The following is a 15,404-nucleotide window of genomic DNA, read 5'->3' on the forward strand; positions in this document are numbered from 1 at the left end:
AGGCGGCGCCGAAGGCATCAGCCGGTCCCCACGGCACGCAGGATCGCCTCGGCGAGGTCGGGGTCGGCGTCCTCGGGCACGCAGCGCGGGTCCAGCAGCAGCCGGCCGTGTTCCACCCGTCCCACCACCGGTGGCGTCCCGGTTCGTAGCGTCTCGGCGTACCGCCGGGGCAGCGACAGCGCCCACGACGGCAGCTCGACGCCCGGTGCGCCGCCGCCACCGACGACCGCGACCGACGACACCACCTCGGCCTCGATCCCGGCGGCGGCCAGCCGGTCGCGGAGCCGGTCGACCCGGCGACGCAGCGCGGCCGGGTCGGCGAGCAGCGCCCGCCGGATGGGCGGCTCGGGGCCGTACAGGGTGGCCCGCAGCGCGGCGAGGGTGAGCTTGTCCACCCGCAACGCCCGGGCCAACGGATGCCGGCGCAGCGTCTCGACCAGAGCCGCGTCGCCGAGCAACAGGCCGGCCTGCGGGCCGCCGAGCAGCTTGTCGCCGCTGGCGGTGACAAGCGCGGCGCCGGCCCGCAGGGTGCTGGCCGCGTCGGGTTCGTCGGGCAGGGCCGGTTCGGGGGCGAGCAGGCCGGAGCCGATGTCCACCACCAGCGGCACGGGCAGCGTGGCCAGGTCGGCGACGCCGGGGGTGGCGGTGAAGCCGTGGATGACGAAGTTCGACGGGTGGACCTTGAGGACGAAGCCGGTGTCCGGGCCGATCGCCGCCGCGTAGTCGGCCACCGTGCTGCGGTTGGTGGTGCCCACCTCACGCAGCCGGGCGCCGGTGCTGGCCAGCAGGTCGGGCAGCCGGAACCCGTCCCCGATCTCGACGAGTTCGCCGCGGCTCACCACGATCTCCCGGCCGGCGGCGAGCGCCGTGGCGGCGAGAACCAGGGCCGCGGCACCGTTGTTGACCACGTGCACCGCGCCGGCGTCCGGCACCGCCGCGGCCAGCGTGGCCAGGGTGGACCGTCCGCGCCGGGCCCGGTGGCCGGTGGTCAGGTCGAGTTCGACGTCGGTGTGCCCGGCGGCGGCGACCAAGGCGTCCACCGCCGCCGCCGACAACGCCGCCCGGCCGAGGTTGGTGTGCAGCAGCACGCCTGTCGCGTTGAGCACCGGGCGCAGCCCGTCGACCGGGGCGGTCAGCGCCGCGACGGCCGTCTCGGCCACCTGATCGGGGGCGATCTCGCCGAGCCGGACCCGCCGCTGCGCGGCGGTCACCGCAGCCTTGACCGCCGCCGGACCCGCGCTGGCCGCGAGAGTGCTGAGCCGCGGATCGGCAAGCACCACGTCGGTACGCGGAATGTGCCGGCGCGGGTCCTCCATGCGCGTTCCCTCCGCGTTCTCGGTGCCGTCGGGTCGCCGGGTCCGCGCGTCCGGACCCGGCCCCGGTGGATCCCTCCATTGGCGGAGGCGGACGGGAATCGAACCCGCCCGGCCCGGATCCCGGGCCGCACCGGTTTTGAAGACCGGGAGGGGCACCAGCCACCTGAACGCCTCCGTGGCTCACCTAATCACACCGGTCGCCGGCCCGCCCGGCGGCCGACGACTTCCGGCCGGGTCCATACCCCCCAGGTGGTAGATCAAGATCCCTCCGCGGGAGGTATCGGCTGCCATCGAACGATGGTTACCTATCGCCAGTGGGCCGGCGACCGCCGGTGGAAAGGGGACACAGTGGAGCGTGGTACCAGTCCGACCAGCCAGGGCGAGACTCAACCGATCCCGGCCGGCAGAGCCCGACAGCGTCACCGGATGCCCATGGCCGGCCGGCTGTCGGCCATGCTGGGCAGCCTGATCCTCACCCTCGGCATCGCCTTGGTCCCGTCGTCTCCGGCCTCTGCGGCCGAGTGGTGGCGGGAGTGTCGGGAGCCGACGTATGTGGGGAACGGCTTCGAGGCAGATGTCTGCGTCTTCACGGACGGTGCCCGGTTCTCCGCGCAGGGATGGTTGTACAAGAAACCGTCGAACTGCGGCTACTGGCGGGTGTACCTGGTCAACAACAGCCTGGAGGAGCGGCATTCGACCAGCAAGCTGTCATGCGGCACCCGGACCGACGCGCTCACCCGCATGATCTGGGAGGACTTTCCCAACGGTGTCGCCAAGGCCAGGGTCAAGGTCTGGGACACCAGCTCCACCCCCAGAGTTATCCTGTCCATCGACAGTCCCTGGCTCCACTACGCCGTCTGCCCCTGCTGAACGACGGTGAGGTCCGACCTCTGCCCGTCCTCGGGCAGGGGTCGGAAGCCTTTGACGATGAGGTAGACGCCCAGCGAGAACTCCCAGGCCGCGATGGGGAGAGCCGCGATCGCCGTCCCCGGGGACAGCCGGTCCCATAGGCCGAACAGCACGCCGACGTCGGAGAACACGAGCAGGGGCGCCCCGACGAGCCCGAGCGCGGGAAGCACCCGCGGCACCAGGCGCGACTGGTAGAGCAGGGACCCCAGCAGCAGGGCGTTCACCGCCGGCAGGAAGCCCTGGCTGAGCAGGAAGACCGAGTCGTAGAAGGCGACCAGCGCCCGCCCGGTGACCAGGGCGTCCGCCCCGGATTCGGCCGGCCGCAGGGCCACCACCGTCAGCAGGCTGGCGACGCCGACGAGGATGCCGGCGGCTTCGAGAACCCGGGCGCTGACGAAGCCCAGCGCCCGGGTTTCGCCCTGCCGTTTGAGCACCGGGTACAGCACGACGGCGGTGCCGATGCAGGCGAGGGCGACGATCATCTCAAGAACGCCGCCGACGACGACCGGGGTTTCCGAGGTGGTGCCGACGATGTAGTCCGCGTCGTGCACCGGGCCGTACAGGCCGACGGTCGGGATCGAGACGAAGGTGAGCACGTAGCACCCGCCGGCGGCCAGCGAGGTCCTTCTCAGGGCGTCCATCGGGCTCCTTCGTCGCGGTGGTTGAACCGACGGTGCTCGTGTCGTCACCCTCCTGCAGATGGGCGTGCTGGCGCATCGGCCGCTCGGGCACTCCTCGCGGCGCCGGTGGGCATCCGTCAGGATCGGCGGGAGGCCCACCGGATCGTCAACCGGCCAGGCGGAAGTGGTCCATCACCCAGTTGACCCGCCAGGTCTGCCCGCCGTCGTAGGAGAACGACTGCTGCCAGCGGGCGGTGTCCGGGCCGTCGTTGGTCCACTCGAACCGCACCCGCACCGGCCGCCCGCCGATCACGTCGTCACACTCGAAGGTGCCTCGGCCGTCCCGCCAGGCACCCTCGACGGGCGGGTCGAGGTGACCGGGCCGCCGGCTGGAGGCCCACCAGATCCGCCACACCCGCGCCCGCGGGTCGAACTGGCGCAGCGTGTAGCCCTCGAACGGCTCCTCGCCGGGCGGCGCCTCGGCCCAGATGCGGTCGACGTGGCCGAGGCCGCCGAGGATCGGTTCGGCGTGCGTCGTCGCGTCGAACTCGATCCACTCGGTGCAGTCCGGGTCGGTGTTGTCGCGCAGCTTGCGGTTGCGTACCCGCCACCGGCCGAAGATGAAGTCGAAGTCGGTGCGGCCATCGTCCACGCGGTCTCCCCTGCTGGTCCAAACTGGAAGGTGGCCGCGATGATGCCAGTGACCACCGACACTCTGGTGTTGACCGGGGACCCCGTCACGCCGGACGCGTCAAGAAGCGTCCCTTTCACGCTGGTCGAGGCGGGCCCGTTGAGGCACGACGGTGTACTTCGGATCGCGGGCGGAGGCGACGCCGCCGTGGAATATGCCGAACCGGGTCGCCACCGACGCGGCCAGCAGAGCGACACCGGACAGCGCGGACACGACGCGGCTGCGCCGGCCGAGCAACGCGCCGGCCACCCCGGCCGCGGTCAGCACCCGGCCGGACCGCAGCAGCCGCCCCGGCGTTCCGGTCCGGTACGGCTCGCTGAGCAGCCCCAACCGGTGCTCGACGCGGTGCGATCCGTACAGCTCCAGCGCGGCGCCGGCCGTCGCCATCCGGACCGCCGGCCCCGTCTGATCCGGCGGCGCGGCGAGCAGACCCAGACCGGCGCCGCTGGCCAGCGCGCTGCCCGCGAACACGAACGGCAGCTCCGGGTACGCCTCGTGCCAGCTCGGCACGGCGGTGTCGGCGAGCAGCACCCCGGTGTACGTGGCCAGCGCGGGCGCGGTGGCGGCGGCCACCAGCCCGGCCGCGGCGCCCACCGGCGGCAGCAGCCGCCCGACCAGTCCGAGGACGCCGTGCCGGGGCAGCGCCGGGGCGAGTTCGGCGACCGCCGCCGCGCCGGCCGCCGGGCCGAACGCGGCGAGGATCCAGGTGCCCACCGACATCGGTGAGGTCGGCTTGGCCACTCGCAGCATGTGGTGGAAGCGCGCCGGTCGGCCCAGGTCGTGGATGAGGAAGAAGGTGCTGGCGCCGATCGCCCCGAGCGCGCCCACCCGGCCGGCACGCCGCAGCTCCGGTCGGCCGGTGAGCTGGGCGCCGGCGGCCAGCAACGCCGAGCCGGCGGCCAGGCCGCCGGTGAACAGGTACGCCGCGATGTCCCACTTCCACACCGGCGGCTTGAGAACCGGCCGGCCGTAGTACGAGGTGAACTCGGCCGGCGGGACGGTGAGCTGCTCGCCGCCGCGACCACCGCCGCGCCGTCCGCCGCCGCGCCGCCCCCGATCCCCGTCCCCGGCCCGGCCGCGCCGGGTGACGTCGCCCGGCGGGTGACCGGCCGTGTCCCGTACGGCGGTGCTGTCCCGCTCGGCCTCCCGGTCGACGAACTGGCGGAACCGCTCCCCCACGGGCCGCTCCTCCCCCGCCGTCACCGGGACCGTCCGGCGAACGCGACGACGGCGGAGGCGGCCATGGCCAGCGCGGCCAGGCCGGCCCGGCGCCACATCTTCGGCAGGTCCCGGGTGGTGACCACGGGGTCCGGCGGCAGGCCGTACACCTCCGGCTCGTCGAGCAGCAGGAAGAACGCGCCGTCGCCGCCGACCCCGTCGTCCGGGTCGTGCCCGTACAGGCGGGCCTGCGGCACCCCGCGCTCGCGCAGGGTGGCGACCCGCTCGGCGGCCCGGGTCCGCAGCTCGTCCAGCGGGCCGTACTGGATCGACTCGGTCGGGCAGGCCTGCGCACAGGCCGGGGTCATGTCGGCGCCGATCCGGTCGTAGCAGAGCGTGCACTTCCACGCCCGGCCGTCGCCCTTGCGCTTGTCAATCACGCCATACGGGCAGGCCGAGATGCAGTAGCCGCAGCCGTTGCAGATGTCCTCCTGCACCACCACGGTGCCGAACTCCGTGCGGAACAGCGACCCCGTCGGGCAGACGTCCAGGCAGGCGGCGTGGGTGCAGTGCTTGCAGACGTCGGACATCATCAGCCAGCGGAAGTCGGTCCGCTCGGCCAGCCCGGTGCTCCGGCCCGGTGGCGCGGACCCGGGCATGCCGAGGAACTCCGGCCCAGCGGCGGTCGGGACCCCGGCGCCGGTTGCCGGCGGCGCGCCGGTGGCCCCGGCGGCGGCGAGCGCGTCGACCGGCGGTCGGGGCTGCTCGACGAACGCCACGTGCCGCCACGAGTTGGCGGTCAGCGCACCGGTGTTGTCGTACGACATGCCGAGCAGGTCCATGCCGTGCTCCGGCACCAGGTTCCACTCCTTGCACGCCACCTCGCACGCCTTGCAGCCGATGCAGACGCTGGTGTCGGTGAAGAACCCCATCCGCGGCAGTTCGTCCTGGGCGAGGCTCCGCGCTCGCTCCGCTCCTCGCTCGCTGTCGCTCGCTGCGATGCTCACTCGCTGTCGCCCCGCGGATGCGTCCGGATAGCCGGCGTCCGGCGCGGGGTCCAGCGGGCCGTACAGGCTGTTGCCGTTCATCGCTTCCCCTCGTCGCCGCCCGGCGCGTGGTCGTTCCCGTCGGGCCCGCCCGGGGTGTCGGCGTCCCCCTCGTGGCCGGCCGGGTCCGACGGCGCGCCCGTGGTGAGCACCCGGTGAGTGTGCGCCCCGGCCACGCCGGCCCGCCGCCGGTAGGCCGCCACCAGGTCGAGCAGCGCGGGACCGGTGGGCCGGCGGCCGGGCCGCAGGTCGCAGGTGCCGACCTTGCTCTCCTGGATCAGCACGTTGGGGTCGAGGGTGATGCCGAACAGGTCGTTCGCCGAGTCGCCGCGGACCAGGCCCTCGTAGCCGAAGTGGTACGGCAGCCACACCTGGTGGATCTTCCGCCCCGCCACCCGCAGCGGCGTCAGCCGGTCGGTCACCAGCACCCGGGCCTCGATCACCGCCCGCGCGCTCACCAGGTGCGCCCAGCCGAGGTGGCTGACGCCGCGCTCGGCGGCCAGTTCCGGCGACACCTCGACGAACATCTCCGGCTGCAACTCGGCGAGGTATCTGAGGTTCCGGCTCATCGCGCCCGCGGTGTGGTGCTCGGTGAGCCGGCTGACCATGAACACGTACGGGAAGACGTCGCTGTGCTCGGCCGGCGGGCTCGGGTTGATCGGGTTGTCGGCCCGGTCGTAGTACTTGCGGGTCGGGTTGGACTGCTGCCCGTAGAGCGGGTTGCGCACCGGTGACTCGGCCGGCTCGTAGTGGGTCGGCAGCGGCCCGTCGATCAGCCCGGCCGGGACGTACAGCCAGCCCTTCCCGTCGCCCTGCATGATGAACGGGTCGTCACCGGCCAGCCCCGCCGGGCCGGACGCGTCCTCGGCCGGCCGGTACGTCGGCGGCTTGGTCTTCTCGAAGTCCGGTACGTCGTACCCGGTCCACTCGCCGGCGTCCGGGTCCCACCAGACGTAGCGCTTCCGCTCGCTCCACGGCCGGCCCTGCGGGTCGGCGGAGGCGCGGTTGTACAGGGTGCGCCGGTTCGCCGGCCAGGCCCAGCCCCACTCGGCGGCCACCCAGTCCTGCTCGTGACCGGGCTTGCGGCGGGCCGCCTGGTTGACGCCGTCGGCGTACACCCCGGTGTAGATCCAGCAGCCGACGGCGGTGGATCCGTCGTCGCGGGCCTCGGTGAACGCCGACAGCGGGCGGCGGGTGGCCACCTCGTACCCGTTGATCTCGGCCAGCACCGCCTCGGCGCTCGGCTCGTCGTGCGGGCCGTGGGTGGGATAGTTCCAGGTGAGGTCGAGCAGCGCGCGGTCGCGCGGCGCGGTGGAGCCGGCCAGCTTCTCCCGGAGCCGGCGGCCGAGGTGGTAGAAGAACCACAACTCGGAGCGGCAGTCGCCGGGCGGGTCGACGGCCTTCTCCCGCCATTGCAGCAGCCGCTGGGTCTGGGTGAAGGTGCCCTCCTTCTCCACGTGCGAGGCGGCCGGCAGGAAGAACACCTCGGTGCGGCACTGCTCGGGCGTGATCTCGCCGGTGGCCACCTCGGGCCCGTTCTGCCAGAAGGTGGCGCTTTCGATCATGAAGAGGTCGCGGACCACCAGCCAGTCCAGGTTGGCCATGCCGAGCCGCTGGGCCCGCCCGTGGGCGGAGCCGACGGCTGGGTTCTGACCGAGCAGGAAGTAGCCCTTGACCTTCCCGTCGATCATGTTGAGCACCTGCTGGTACGTGCCGTGGTCGCCGGTCATCCGGGGCAGGTACCCGTAGCCGAAGTCGTTGTCCGGGGTGGCCGCGTCACCCCAGTACGCCTTGAGCAGGCTGGCGGCGTACGCCCGGGCGTTGCCCCAGAAGCCCTTCTGGCCGGGCTGCCGGATGCTGTCCACCCAGTCGTCGAAGGTGACGTGGTCGGCGTGGTGCGGCATCGGCAGGTAGCCGGGCAACAGGTTGAACAGCGTCGGGATGTCGGTCGAGCCCTGGATGCTGGCGTGCCCGCGCAGCGCCAGGATGCCGCCGCCCGGGCGCCCCATGTTGCCGAGCAGCAGTTGGATGATCGCGCCGGTGCGGATGTACTGCACGCCGACGGTGTGCTGGGTCCAGCCCACCGAGTAGACCAGGGCGCCGGTGCGTTCCCGGCCGGAGTTCTCGGTCCAGGCGCGGGCCAGTTCGAGGAACTTGTCCCGGGGGATGCCGCAGACCCGTTCCACCATTTCCGGGGTGTAGCGGGCGAAGTGCCGCTTGAGGATCTGGTAGACGCAGCGCGGATCCTGGAGCGTGTCGTCGCGTGGCGCCGCACCCTCGACCGGCATGCCGTGCGACTCGTGCCGCAGCCCGGCCGCCGTCTCCCGCCGCGTCTCGCTCTCCTCGGACCGGGTGTCGCCGCCCTGCCCGGCGTACCGCCAGCTCGTCTCGTCGTACGTGCGGGTGTCCGGGTCGAAACCGGAGAACAACCCGTCCAGGTCCTCGGTGTCCCGGAAGTCCTCCTCGACGATCGACGCCGCGTTGGTGTACGCCAGCACGTACTCCCGGAAGTCCAGCTCGTTGGTCAGGATGTGGTTGACCACGCCACCGAGCAGGGCGATGTCCGTGCCGGCCCGGATCGGCAGGTACGTGTCGGCGAGCGCGCTGGTGCGGGTGAACCGCGGGTCGACGTGGAAGACCTTGGCGCCGCGCCGCTTGGCCTCCATCACCCACTGGAAGCCCACCGGGTGGGCCTCGGCCATGTTCGAGCCCTGGATGACGATGACGTCAGCGTTGGCGAGGTTCTGCTGGAAGTCCGTGGCGCCGCCGCGACCGAAGCTGGTCCCCAGACCGGGGACGGTGGCGGAGTGTCAAATACGCGCCTGGTTCTCGATCTGGAGCGCCCCCATCGCGGTGAACAACTTCTTGATGAGGTAGTTCTCCTCGTTGTCCAGCGTGGCGCCGCCGAGGCTGGAGATGCCGAGGGTGCGGTTCAGCGGCCGACCCTCGTCGTCGACGTTCTCCCAGGTCTGCTCGCGGGCGGCGAGGACCCGGTCGGCGATCATGTCGAGCGCCGTGTCCAGGTCGAGGTCCTCCCACTCGGTGCCGTACGGCCGCCGGTAGCGCACCTTCTGCTGGCGCAGTTCGCTGGTGACCAGGTTCTTGCTGGCCGAGCCCTTGGGACAGAGCCGGCCCCGGGAGATCGGGCTGTCCGGGTCGCCCTCGATCTGGATGATCTGGCCGTCGCGGGCGAACACCCGCTGGCCGCAACCGACGGCGCAGTACGGGCAGACCGACCGGGCCATGGTGTCGGCGGTCTCCGTGCGCGGGGTCAGCGCCGCCGAGCGCGCGGACTTCGCGGCGGCTCCCCGACCCAGCGGGTCGGTGCCGGTGAGCTGCCGGTACACCGGCCAGCCTTCGATCCAGGTCCGGACGCCCATCCGCACCTCCGCTCGTCCACCGCCACCACCGATGACCCGACAATAGGTCAGGTCGCCGGCCCGCGCAGCGGAGCGTACCGGTCGGCGACGCGCTCAACGCCAGACCACCACCTCCTCCAGTGGCTTGCGGCGCACGTCCGGCACGGTGGCGTCGGGAGCCGGGTAGCCGGTCGGGATCACCAGGTACGGCCGTTCCTCGGCCGGCCGGTCCAGGATCTCGTTGAGGAAGCGCATCGGGCTCGGGGTGTGCGTCAGGGTGGCGAGCCCGGCCCGGTGCAGCGCGGCGAGCAGGAAGCCGACCGCGATGCCGACCGATTCCTTGACGTAGTACGGCCGCGGTGACGCCGGACCCTTGTGCACCTCGAAGACGACGATGACCGCGGGAGCGGTCTCCAGGAACGGCTTGCGCCAGTCGGTGCCCAGTGGGGCCAGCGCGGTCAGCCACTCGTCGGAGGCGCGGCGGGCGTAGAACTCGCGCTCCTCGGCCTCGGCGGCCTCGCGCAACCGTCGCTTGAGCACCGGGTCGGTCACCACCACGAACCGCCACGGCTGGACGTTCGCGCCGCTGGGCGCGCTGGCGGCGGCGGCCAGGGCGGCGGCCAGCACTCCGTCGGGCAGTGGCCGGTCGGAGAAGTCGCGGATGGTGCGCCGCCGGGTCAGGTCGTCGGCGAACCGGCGGGTCCGCTCGGCGGCGGTCTCGGCCGGTACGCCGTAGCGCGGGGCAGGCACGGATGCGGTCATGACGCCCATTGTGCGGGGCCACGCCGGGCCGGCACGGCCGTCGCACACCCGACGGTAACCGGTTACAGTGCTCGGACGGACCAGCCACGAGCCAGGAGGTGCCCGTGACGAACGCCAGCGGATCCCGACCGGTCGACGCGCGGACCGACTGGGAGACGCGCATCTCCCGGCGCAGCGACCAGTCCGCGATGGCGCCGCTGCCGGACCTGCCGGCCCCGGACGGGCTCACCGCCACCCCCGGCGCGGGCCACGTCCGGCTGACCTGGCGACCCGTCGAGGGCGCCGTCGGTTACCTGGTGCACCGTGCCCCGCTGCGCGGCGACGAGGTGTCCGGGCCGTACGCCCCGGTGGACCACCTCGGTGGCGACGTGCTGTCGGTGCCCGACACCTGGTATGTCGACACCACCGGAGCGCCGGGCGAGCGGTACGCGTACGCGGTGGCCGCCGTACCCGAGGTGACGGCGACCGGAGCGTTGAGCGACCCGGTGCCGGCGGCGGCGCTGCCGGCGGCCAGCCGGCCACCGACCGTCACGGTACGCATGGACGCGGCGGCCGACGGGACCGTGCTGCACCGGCCCTGGCAGCCGATGATCGGCAGCGAACGGCTGTCCCAGCTGCTCTGCCGCGACACCTCCGGCGGCCGGGAGATCGGCGCCGAGCTACTGGCGGCGCTGCGCCGGGTACGCGAGGAGATCGGCGTGGAGACCGTGCGGGCCCACGCGATCCTGCACGACGACCTCGGCGTCTACCGGGAGGTCGACGGCGAACCGGTCCACGACTTCAGCCGGGTCGACGAGGTGTACGACCTGGTGCTGGGGATCGGCCTGCGGCCGGTCGTGGAGATCGGTTTCATGCCCCGCGAGCTGGCCAGCGATCCGGGGCGCACCGTCTTCGAGTACGGCGGCGTCATCTCCCCGCCGAAGGACTGGGACCGGTGGGGCGACCTGGTCCGGGCACTCGTCGCGCACCTGCTGGAGCGGTACGGCGAGCAGGTGCTCGGCTGGGACTTCGAGGTGTGGAACGAGGCCAACCTGGAGGTCTTCTGGTCCGGCAGCCGAGCCGAGTGGATGCGGCTCTACGACGTCACCGCCCGGGCCGTCAAGGACGTGGACCCGCGGATTCCGGTCGGCGGGCCGTCCTCGGCCGCCGCTGGCTGGGTCGACGCGCTGCTGGAGCACGCCGCCCGCTCCGGAGCGCCTGTCGACTTCGTCTCCACCCACACATACGGCAGCCCGCCCCTGGACCTGCGCCCCACGTTGACCCGGCTCGGTTTCCCGGACGCCCGCATCCTGTGGACCGAGTGGGGCGTCACCCCCACCCACTTCCATCCGGTCAACGACGGCACCTCGGCCGGCGCGTTCCTGCTCACCGGGATGCGCTCGGCCGCCGGCCGCGTCGACGCGCTCTCCTACTGGGTGGCCAGCGACCACTTCGAGGAACTCGGCCGACCGCCCCGGCTGCTGCACGGCGGGTTCGGCCTGCTCACAGTCGGTGGCATTGCCAAGCCCCGGTACCACGCGCTGCGGATGCTCGCCCAGCTCGGCGATACCGAGCTGCCGGTGCGGGCCAGCGGCGACGGCGCCGACGGTCTGGTGCAGACCTGGGCCAGCCGGCGGGACGACGGCAGCCTCGCCGTGCTGGTCTGGGCAGCCACCCTCGACCAGTCCAAGCGGGACGGCGACCCGGCACTGGCCCGCCGGATCCGGCTCGTCGTCGACGGTGCCGCCGGCCGGCCGGCCCTGCTCACCCGGCTGGACCGGGAGCACGGCGACATCACCGCGCTGGCCGACCGGCTGGGCGTCACCGAGTGGCCGACCGGGTCGCAGTGGGAGGCGCTGCGCGCGGCCGACCAGTTGCCGGTGGAGAAGGTGCAGCCGACCGTCGAGAACGGAACCGCGGTGATCGAGCTGGACCTGCCGCAGCCCGGCGCGGTGCTGATCGAGGTGGCCGAGGCCTGACCGGGCGGGCGCTCGCCTCACGAGCCTCCGGTCGCGGGATCGTCCGGGCAACCGCAACTGCGGCGGAGCACAAGTTCGGTGGGCAGGACGAGACTCCCCGCGGGCGTGCCGCGTTGACCGGCAGCCCGCAGGATCAGCCGGGCCGCCTCGGCGGCCAACTCCCGCACCGGCTGCCGCACCGTGGTCAGGGCGGGGGTGACGAGCGCGGCGACAGGCGCGTCGTCGAATCCGGTGATCACCAGGTCCTGCGGCACCCGCAGTCCCCGGCCGAGCGCGCCGACCAGCACCCCGAGGGCGGTCTCGTCGTTGGCGCAGACGACCCCCTCGGGCCGCGCCTCGGCGCGCAGGACCTGCTCGGCGGCCAGCACGCCGTCGGCCTGCTGCAGGGCGACGGCGATGGGCGCGGCCGGCGGTTCGAGGCCGAGTTCGTGGTGGGCCCGCTGGAAGCCGGCCCACCGCTGGCTGACGTCGGGCGATCCCTCCGGGTTGCCGACGAAGACCAGGCGTCGCAGCTCGTGGTCGGCCAGCAGGTGCCGGGTGAGGGCGGTCATCGCGGCCATGTTCTCGGCGCGCACCGAGGCGACGGAGCCCGGTCCCTGGCCGGCGACGACGACCACCGGGATCATCTCGGCGAGTCGGATCAGCGCGGGGTCGGAAATTGTGCCGCCGATGACGGCGACGCCGTCGACGCGACGACCCATTTCGAGCACCTGCGCGTCGGAATCGGAGCGTAGGTGCGTGCAGAGAATGTGGACGCTGGACCGGGACGGCACCGCCTCGGATTCGAAGCCCTGGATCAGCTCGGTGAAGTAGGGGCCGGACAGGCCGGGGAAGACGAGGCCGAGGGCGCCGTGCCGACCGGCCGCCAGGGCCCGGCCCAGGTGATCTGGCCGGTAGCCGTGCTTCTCGATGGCGTCCAGCACCCGGCGCCGCATCTCCTCGGAGACCTGCCCGGTGCCGTTGGACACCCGGGAAACGGTGGCCACGGAGACGCCGGCGAGCCGGGCGATTTCCCGGACTGTCATGCGGCTGTTGCCCATCGTCTCCTCGATCCGTACCGTCGGATGGCCCAGAAACCGGTTTCAGATGACGATAGGCAGCCGGGACGACGCCGACAAGTCCGGGGCCCGCCAGCTCCGGCCGCTCCGGCCGCTCCGGCCCGAGGGGACTACGACCATGCCCACGGTAATCCTCCGACAGCGCAGGATCATCGTCGACGGACGGCCCGCGTTGCTGCTCGCTGGCGAGGTGCACTACTTCCGGCTGGCTCGCGCCGACTGGGCGGACCGGCTCGACCGGCTCGCCGAGTGCGGCTGCGACACCGTGGCGACGTACGTGCCGTGGCTGTGGCACGAGCTGCCGGACCGCACCGTGGACCTCACCGGGCGTACCCACGAGCAGCGCGACCTGGCCGGTTTCCTGGACCTCGCGCACCGGCGCGGGCTGCGGGTCGTGGTGCGGCCCGGGCCGTTCATCATGGCCGAGGTCAAGAACGAGGGCATCCCCTACCGGGTGTACGACGACCACCCGCACCTGCTGCCCACCACCTGGGACGGCGCGCCGATCCCCACCCGCACCATCGACTACCTCGCCCCCGAGTTCCTGGCCGCGGCCGACCACTGGTACGCCGAGGTCATGCCGGCGATCGCCGAGCGGCTCGCGCCGCGCGGCGGGCCGGTGGTGGCCGTCCAGCTGGACAACGAGATCGGGATGCTCTCCTGGGTGACCAACTCACCCGACCTCACCGACGGTCTCTGCGCCGACCTGGCCCGGTGGGCCGTCGACCGGTACGGCAAGGACGAGGCCGCCGGCCGCGCCGGCGCCGACCCGGCCGACGCCGCCGCCTGGGCCGGCGCCCTGCGCACCCCGGCCGAGGACCACACCCTGGCGGTGCACGACGACCTCGGCCGGTACATGCGCGACCGCTACCGCCGGTACGTCGCGGCCCTGCGCGCGTCGGCCGAACGGCACGGGATCACCGGGGTTCCGTTCCTGGTGAACGTGCACGGCACCGAGGGCGGTCGGGGACGCACCTTCCCCATCGGGATCAGCCAGCTCGCCGAGTCCTACCGAGGACAACCGCAGCTCACCTCGGGCTCGGACTACTACCTCGGTGACCTGACCGTCGCCAACGTCGCCGACCTGTACGTCTCCAACGCCTTCCTGGCCGCGACGCACGGCGCCGACCAGCCGTTGACCTGCCTGGAGTTCGAGGCCGGCAACGGCGACTACGGCGAGGACCTGTCGACGCTGTACCCGCCGGAGGCGATCGACCTGAAGACCCGGCTCTGCGTGGCGCAGGGCAACCGGCTGCTCAACCTCTACCTGTTCGCCGGCGGGCACAACCCGCCGCTGGCCGAACCGGTTGGCGACGGCAACGACCGGATCGCCTTCACCGGCGAGCGGCACGGCTTCGCCGCCCCGGTCGGCCCCGAAGGGCAGCTCAACCCCACCTACGCCGCGGCCACCCGCGCGCTGCACGCCGTACGCGGGGTCGCCGACCTGCTCGCGGACGGCGACGAGGAACACGACGGGTTCGCCCTCGGCTTCGTCCCGGACCACTACCTGACCGAGTACCACCACCCGGCCTCCACCGCCCGCGCCGCGCAGATCGCCGAGCTCGAGCGGTTCCGCGGCATGGGGTCGCGGGACGTGCTGGCCCGGGCGTTGCTGCTCGCCGGCTGCTCGTTCCCCGCGGTCGACCTGCACACGTCGGGCCCGTCCGGATGGCCGGAGACGCTCGTGCTGGCCAGCGCCCCCACCCTCGGCCGGGACGCGCAGGGCCGGTTGGTCGAGCACCTGCGAGGCGGCGGCCGGCTGCTGCTGCACGGCCCGCTGCCGGTGCGCGAGCACGACGGCACGCCGTGCACGCTGCTGGCCGACGCGCTCGGGCTGCGACCCGACGGCTGGTTGGAGGGCGGGCCGCACTACTTCCCGTCGGTGGTCGGCCGGGACTGGGCGGCCGGACCGGCCGAGGTCCGGGTCGGCTACGCCCAACTGTTCGCCGGCTCCGGCGACCGGCTGCTCACCGAGGTCGGCTCCGGTCGGGTCTGCGGCGCCGAGGTCAGCGTCGGCGCCGGACGGGCGGTGGTCATCGCCGCCGACTACCCGTGCCACCTCGACTTCTGGCGGGCCGCCCTGGACCGGCTGGGGATCCGGCCCCGGCTGCGGCACGACGCCGACCATCCCGGTCTGGTGCTCACCTCGACCGTGGACCGGTCCGGGCAGCGGCTGCTGCACCTGGTGAACGTCGCCCCGTCGCCGGTCGAGTTCACCCTGCGCCACCGCGACGAGCCGGTGCTGGCCGGGCGGCGGCTGCGGGTCGGCGCCCGCACCGGGCTGATGTTGCCGGTCGGCGTTCGGGTCGGGCCGGCCACCCTGGTGGAGAGCAGTTGCGAGGTGGTCTCGCGGACCGGATCGGAGGTGGTGCTGCGTCCCACGCAGGACGAGGACGTCGCGGTGTTCGCCACCGACCGGGCGGTGCGCGCGGACCGGGGTGAGGTGGCCGTCGCGAACGGCCGGACCACCGTGACCGTCCGGGCCCCCGGCGACCTCATACGGGTCACCCTCACCTGACAGTACCCG

At 73.3% G+C, this 15,404-nt stretch carries 11 protein-coding genes and 1 tRNA gene; 3 read left to right on the forward strand and 9 right to left on the reverse strand.

Features of this window, described 5'->3' with window-relative positions; all coding sequences use genetic code 11:
- Window positions 1–17: 17 nt before the first annotated feature.
- Together selA and ACFQUZ_RS10020 are read right to left on the reverse strand one after the other, a co-directional pair.
- Window positions 18–1,316 (reverse strand): L-seryl-tRNA(Sec) selenium transferase, encoded by a 1,299-nt coding sequence (selA, locus tag ACFQUZ_RS10015; RefSeq protein ID WP_377440494.1) that lies wholly within the window; start codon window positions 1,314–1,316, stop codon window positions 18–20.
- 79 nt (window positions 1,317–1,395) lie between these two features.
- Window positions 1,396–1,491: transfer RNA gene (locus ACFQUZ_RS10020), tRNA-Sec, on the reverse strand.
- Between the two features lie 251 nt (window positions 1,492–1,742).
- On the opposite strand from ACFQUZ_RS10020, the gene ACFQUZ_RS10025 reads away from it, so the two are divergent.
- Entirely contained in the window at window positions 1,743–2,186 is a 444-nt protein-coding gene (locus tag ACFQUZ_RS10025) for a hypothetical protein (RefSeq protein WP_377440496.1), read from the forward strand.
- On the opposite strand, the gene ACFQUZ_RS10030 is transcribed toward ACFQUZ_RS10025, so the two are convergent.
- The 6 genes from ACFQUZ_RS10030 to ACFQUZ_RS10055 all read right to left on the reverse strand — a co-directional run bounded on the left by ACFQUZ_RS10030 (window position 2,165) and on the right by ACFQUZ_RS10055 (window position 9,861).
- Complete coding sequence (locus ACFQUZ_RS10030) at window positions 2,165–2,866, reverse strand: DUF4386 domain-containing protein (protein ID WP_377440498.1); 702 nt, start codon at window positions 2,864–2,866, stop codon at window positions 2,165–2,167. The genes ACFQUZ_RS10025 and ACFQUZ_RS10030 overlap by 22 nt on opposite strands.
- 145 nt (window positions 2,867–3,011) lie before the next feature.
- A complete protein-coding gene (locus ACFQUZ_RS10035; protein ID WP_377440500.1) occupies window positions 3,012–3,497 on the reverse strand; it encodes a hypothetical protein in 486 nt (161 codons plus the stop codon).
- 99 nt (window positions 3,498–3,596) lie between these two features.
- Window positions 3,597–4,715 (reverse strand): NrfD/PsrC family molybdoenzyme membrane anchor subunit, encoded by a 1,119-nt coding sequence (gene nrfD / locus ACFQUZ_RS10040; RefSeq protein WP_377440502.1) that lies wholly within the window; start codon window positions 4,713–4,715, stop codon window positions 3,597–3,599.
- Window positions 4,716–4,735: 20 nt separating this feature from the next.
- Window positions 4,736–5,782 carry a 4Fe-4S dicluster domain-containing protein gene (locus ACFQUZ_RS10045; protein WP_377440504.1) on the reverse strand — a complete coding sequence of 349 codons (1,047 nt, stop codon included), beginning with the start codon at window positions 5,780–5,782 and terminating at the stop codon, window positions 4,736–4,738.
- Window positions 5,779–9,120, reverse strand: coding sequence for a formate dehydrogenase (gene fdh / locus ACFQUZ_RS10050; protein WP_377440505.1), 3,342 nt, complete (start codon window positions 9,118–9,120; stop codon window positions 5,779–5,781). Before fdh ends, ACFQUZ_RS10045 begins: the two co-directional genes overlap by 4 nt.
- A gap of 93 nt (window positions 9,121–9,213) precedes the next feature.
- Entirely contained in the window at window positions 9,214–9,861 is a 648-nt protein-coding gene (locus ACFQUZ_RS10055) for a nitroreductase family protein (protein ID WP_377440507.1), read from the reverse strand.
- A 104-nt stretch (window positions 9,862–9,965) separates the two neighbouring features.
- On the opposite strand from ACFQUZ_RS10055, the gene ACFQUZ_RS10060 reads away from it, so the two are divergent.
- Window positions 9,966–11,819, forward strand: a complete 1,854-nt coding sequence (locus ACFQUZ_RS10060; RefSeq protein WP_377440509.1) for a xylan 1,4-beta-xylosidase — start codon at window positions 9,966–9,968, stop codon at window positions 11,817–11,819.
- A 17-nt stretch (window positions 11,820–11,836) separates the two neighbouring features.
- Here the strand turns inward: ACFQUZ_RS10060 and ACFQUZ_RS10065 are convergent, their stop codons facing one another.
- Window positions 11,837–12,844 (reverse strand): LacI family DNA-binding transcriptional regulator, encoded by a 1,008-nt coding sequence (locus ACFQUZ_RS10065; RefSeq protein WP_377440511.1) that lies wholly within the window; start codon window positions 12,842–12,844, stop codon window positions 11,837–11,839.
- 151 nt (window positions 12,845–12,995) lie between these two features.
- Between ACFQUZ_RS10065 and ACFQUZ_RS10070 the strand changes: the two genes are divergently transcribed.
- Entirely contained in the window at window positions 12,996–15,395 is a 2,400-nt protein-coding gene (locus ACFQUZ_RS10070; protein WP_377440513.1) for a beta-galactosidase, read from the forward strand.
- Window positions 15,396–15,404 lie beyond the last annotated feature (9 nt).

Source organism: Plantactinospora sp. GCM10030261, from assembly GCF_042666615.1.
GTDB lineage: Bacteria > Actinomycetota > Actinomycetes > Mycobacteriales > Micromonosporaceae > KBS50.

Excerpts from the sequence above, each read along its gene's own strand:
- selA (WP_377440494.1), bottom strand. The coding sequence starts at position 1,316 with ATGGAGGACCCGCGCCGGCACATTCCGCGTACCGACGTGGTGCTTGCC.
- ACFQUZ_RS10025 (WP_377440496.1), top strand. The coding sequence starts at position 1,743 with ATGCCCATGGCCGGCCGGCTGTCGGCCATGCTGGGCAGCCTGATCCTC.
- ACFQUZ_RS10030 (WP_377440498.1), bottom strand. The coding sequence starts at position 2,866 with ATGGACGCCCTGAGAAGGACCTCGCTGGCCGCCGGCGGGTGCTACGTG.
- ACFQUZ_RS10045 (WP_377440504.1), bottom strand. The coding sequence starts at position 5,782 with ATGAACGGCAACAGCCTGTACGGCCCGCTGGACCCCGCGCCGGACGCC.
- ACFQUZ_RS10055 (WP_377440507.1), bottom strand. The coding sequence starts at position 9,861 with ATGACCGCATCCGTGCCTGCCCCGCGCTACGGCGTACCGGCCGAGACC.
- ACFQUZ_RS10065 (WP_377440511.1), bottom strand. The coding sequence starts at position 12,844 with ATGACAGTCCGGGAAATCGCCCGGCTCGCCGGCGTCTCCGTGGCCACC.
- ACFQUZ_RS10070 (WP_377440513.1), top strand. The coding sequence starts at position 12,996 with ATGCCCACGGTAATCCTCCGACAGCGCAGGATCATCGTCGACGGACGG.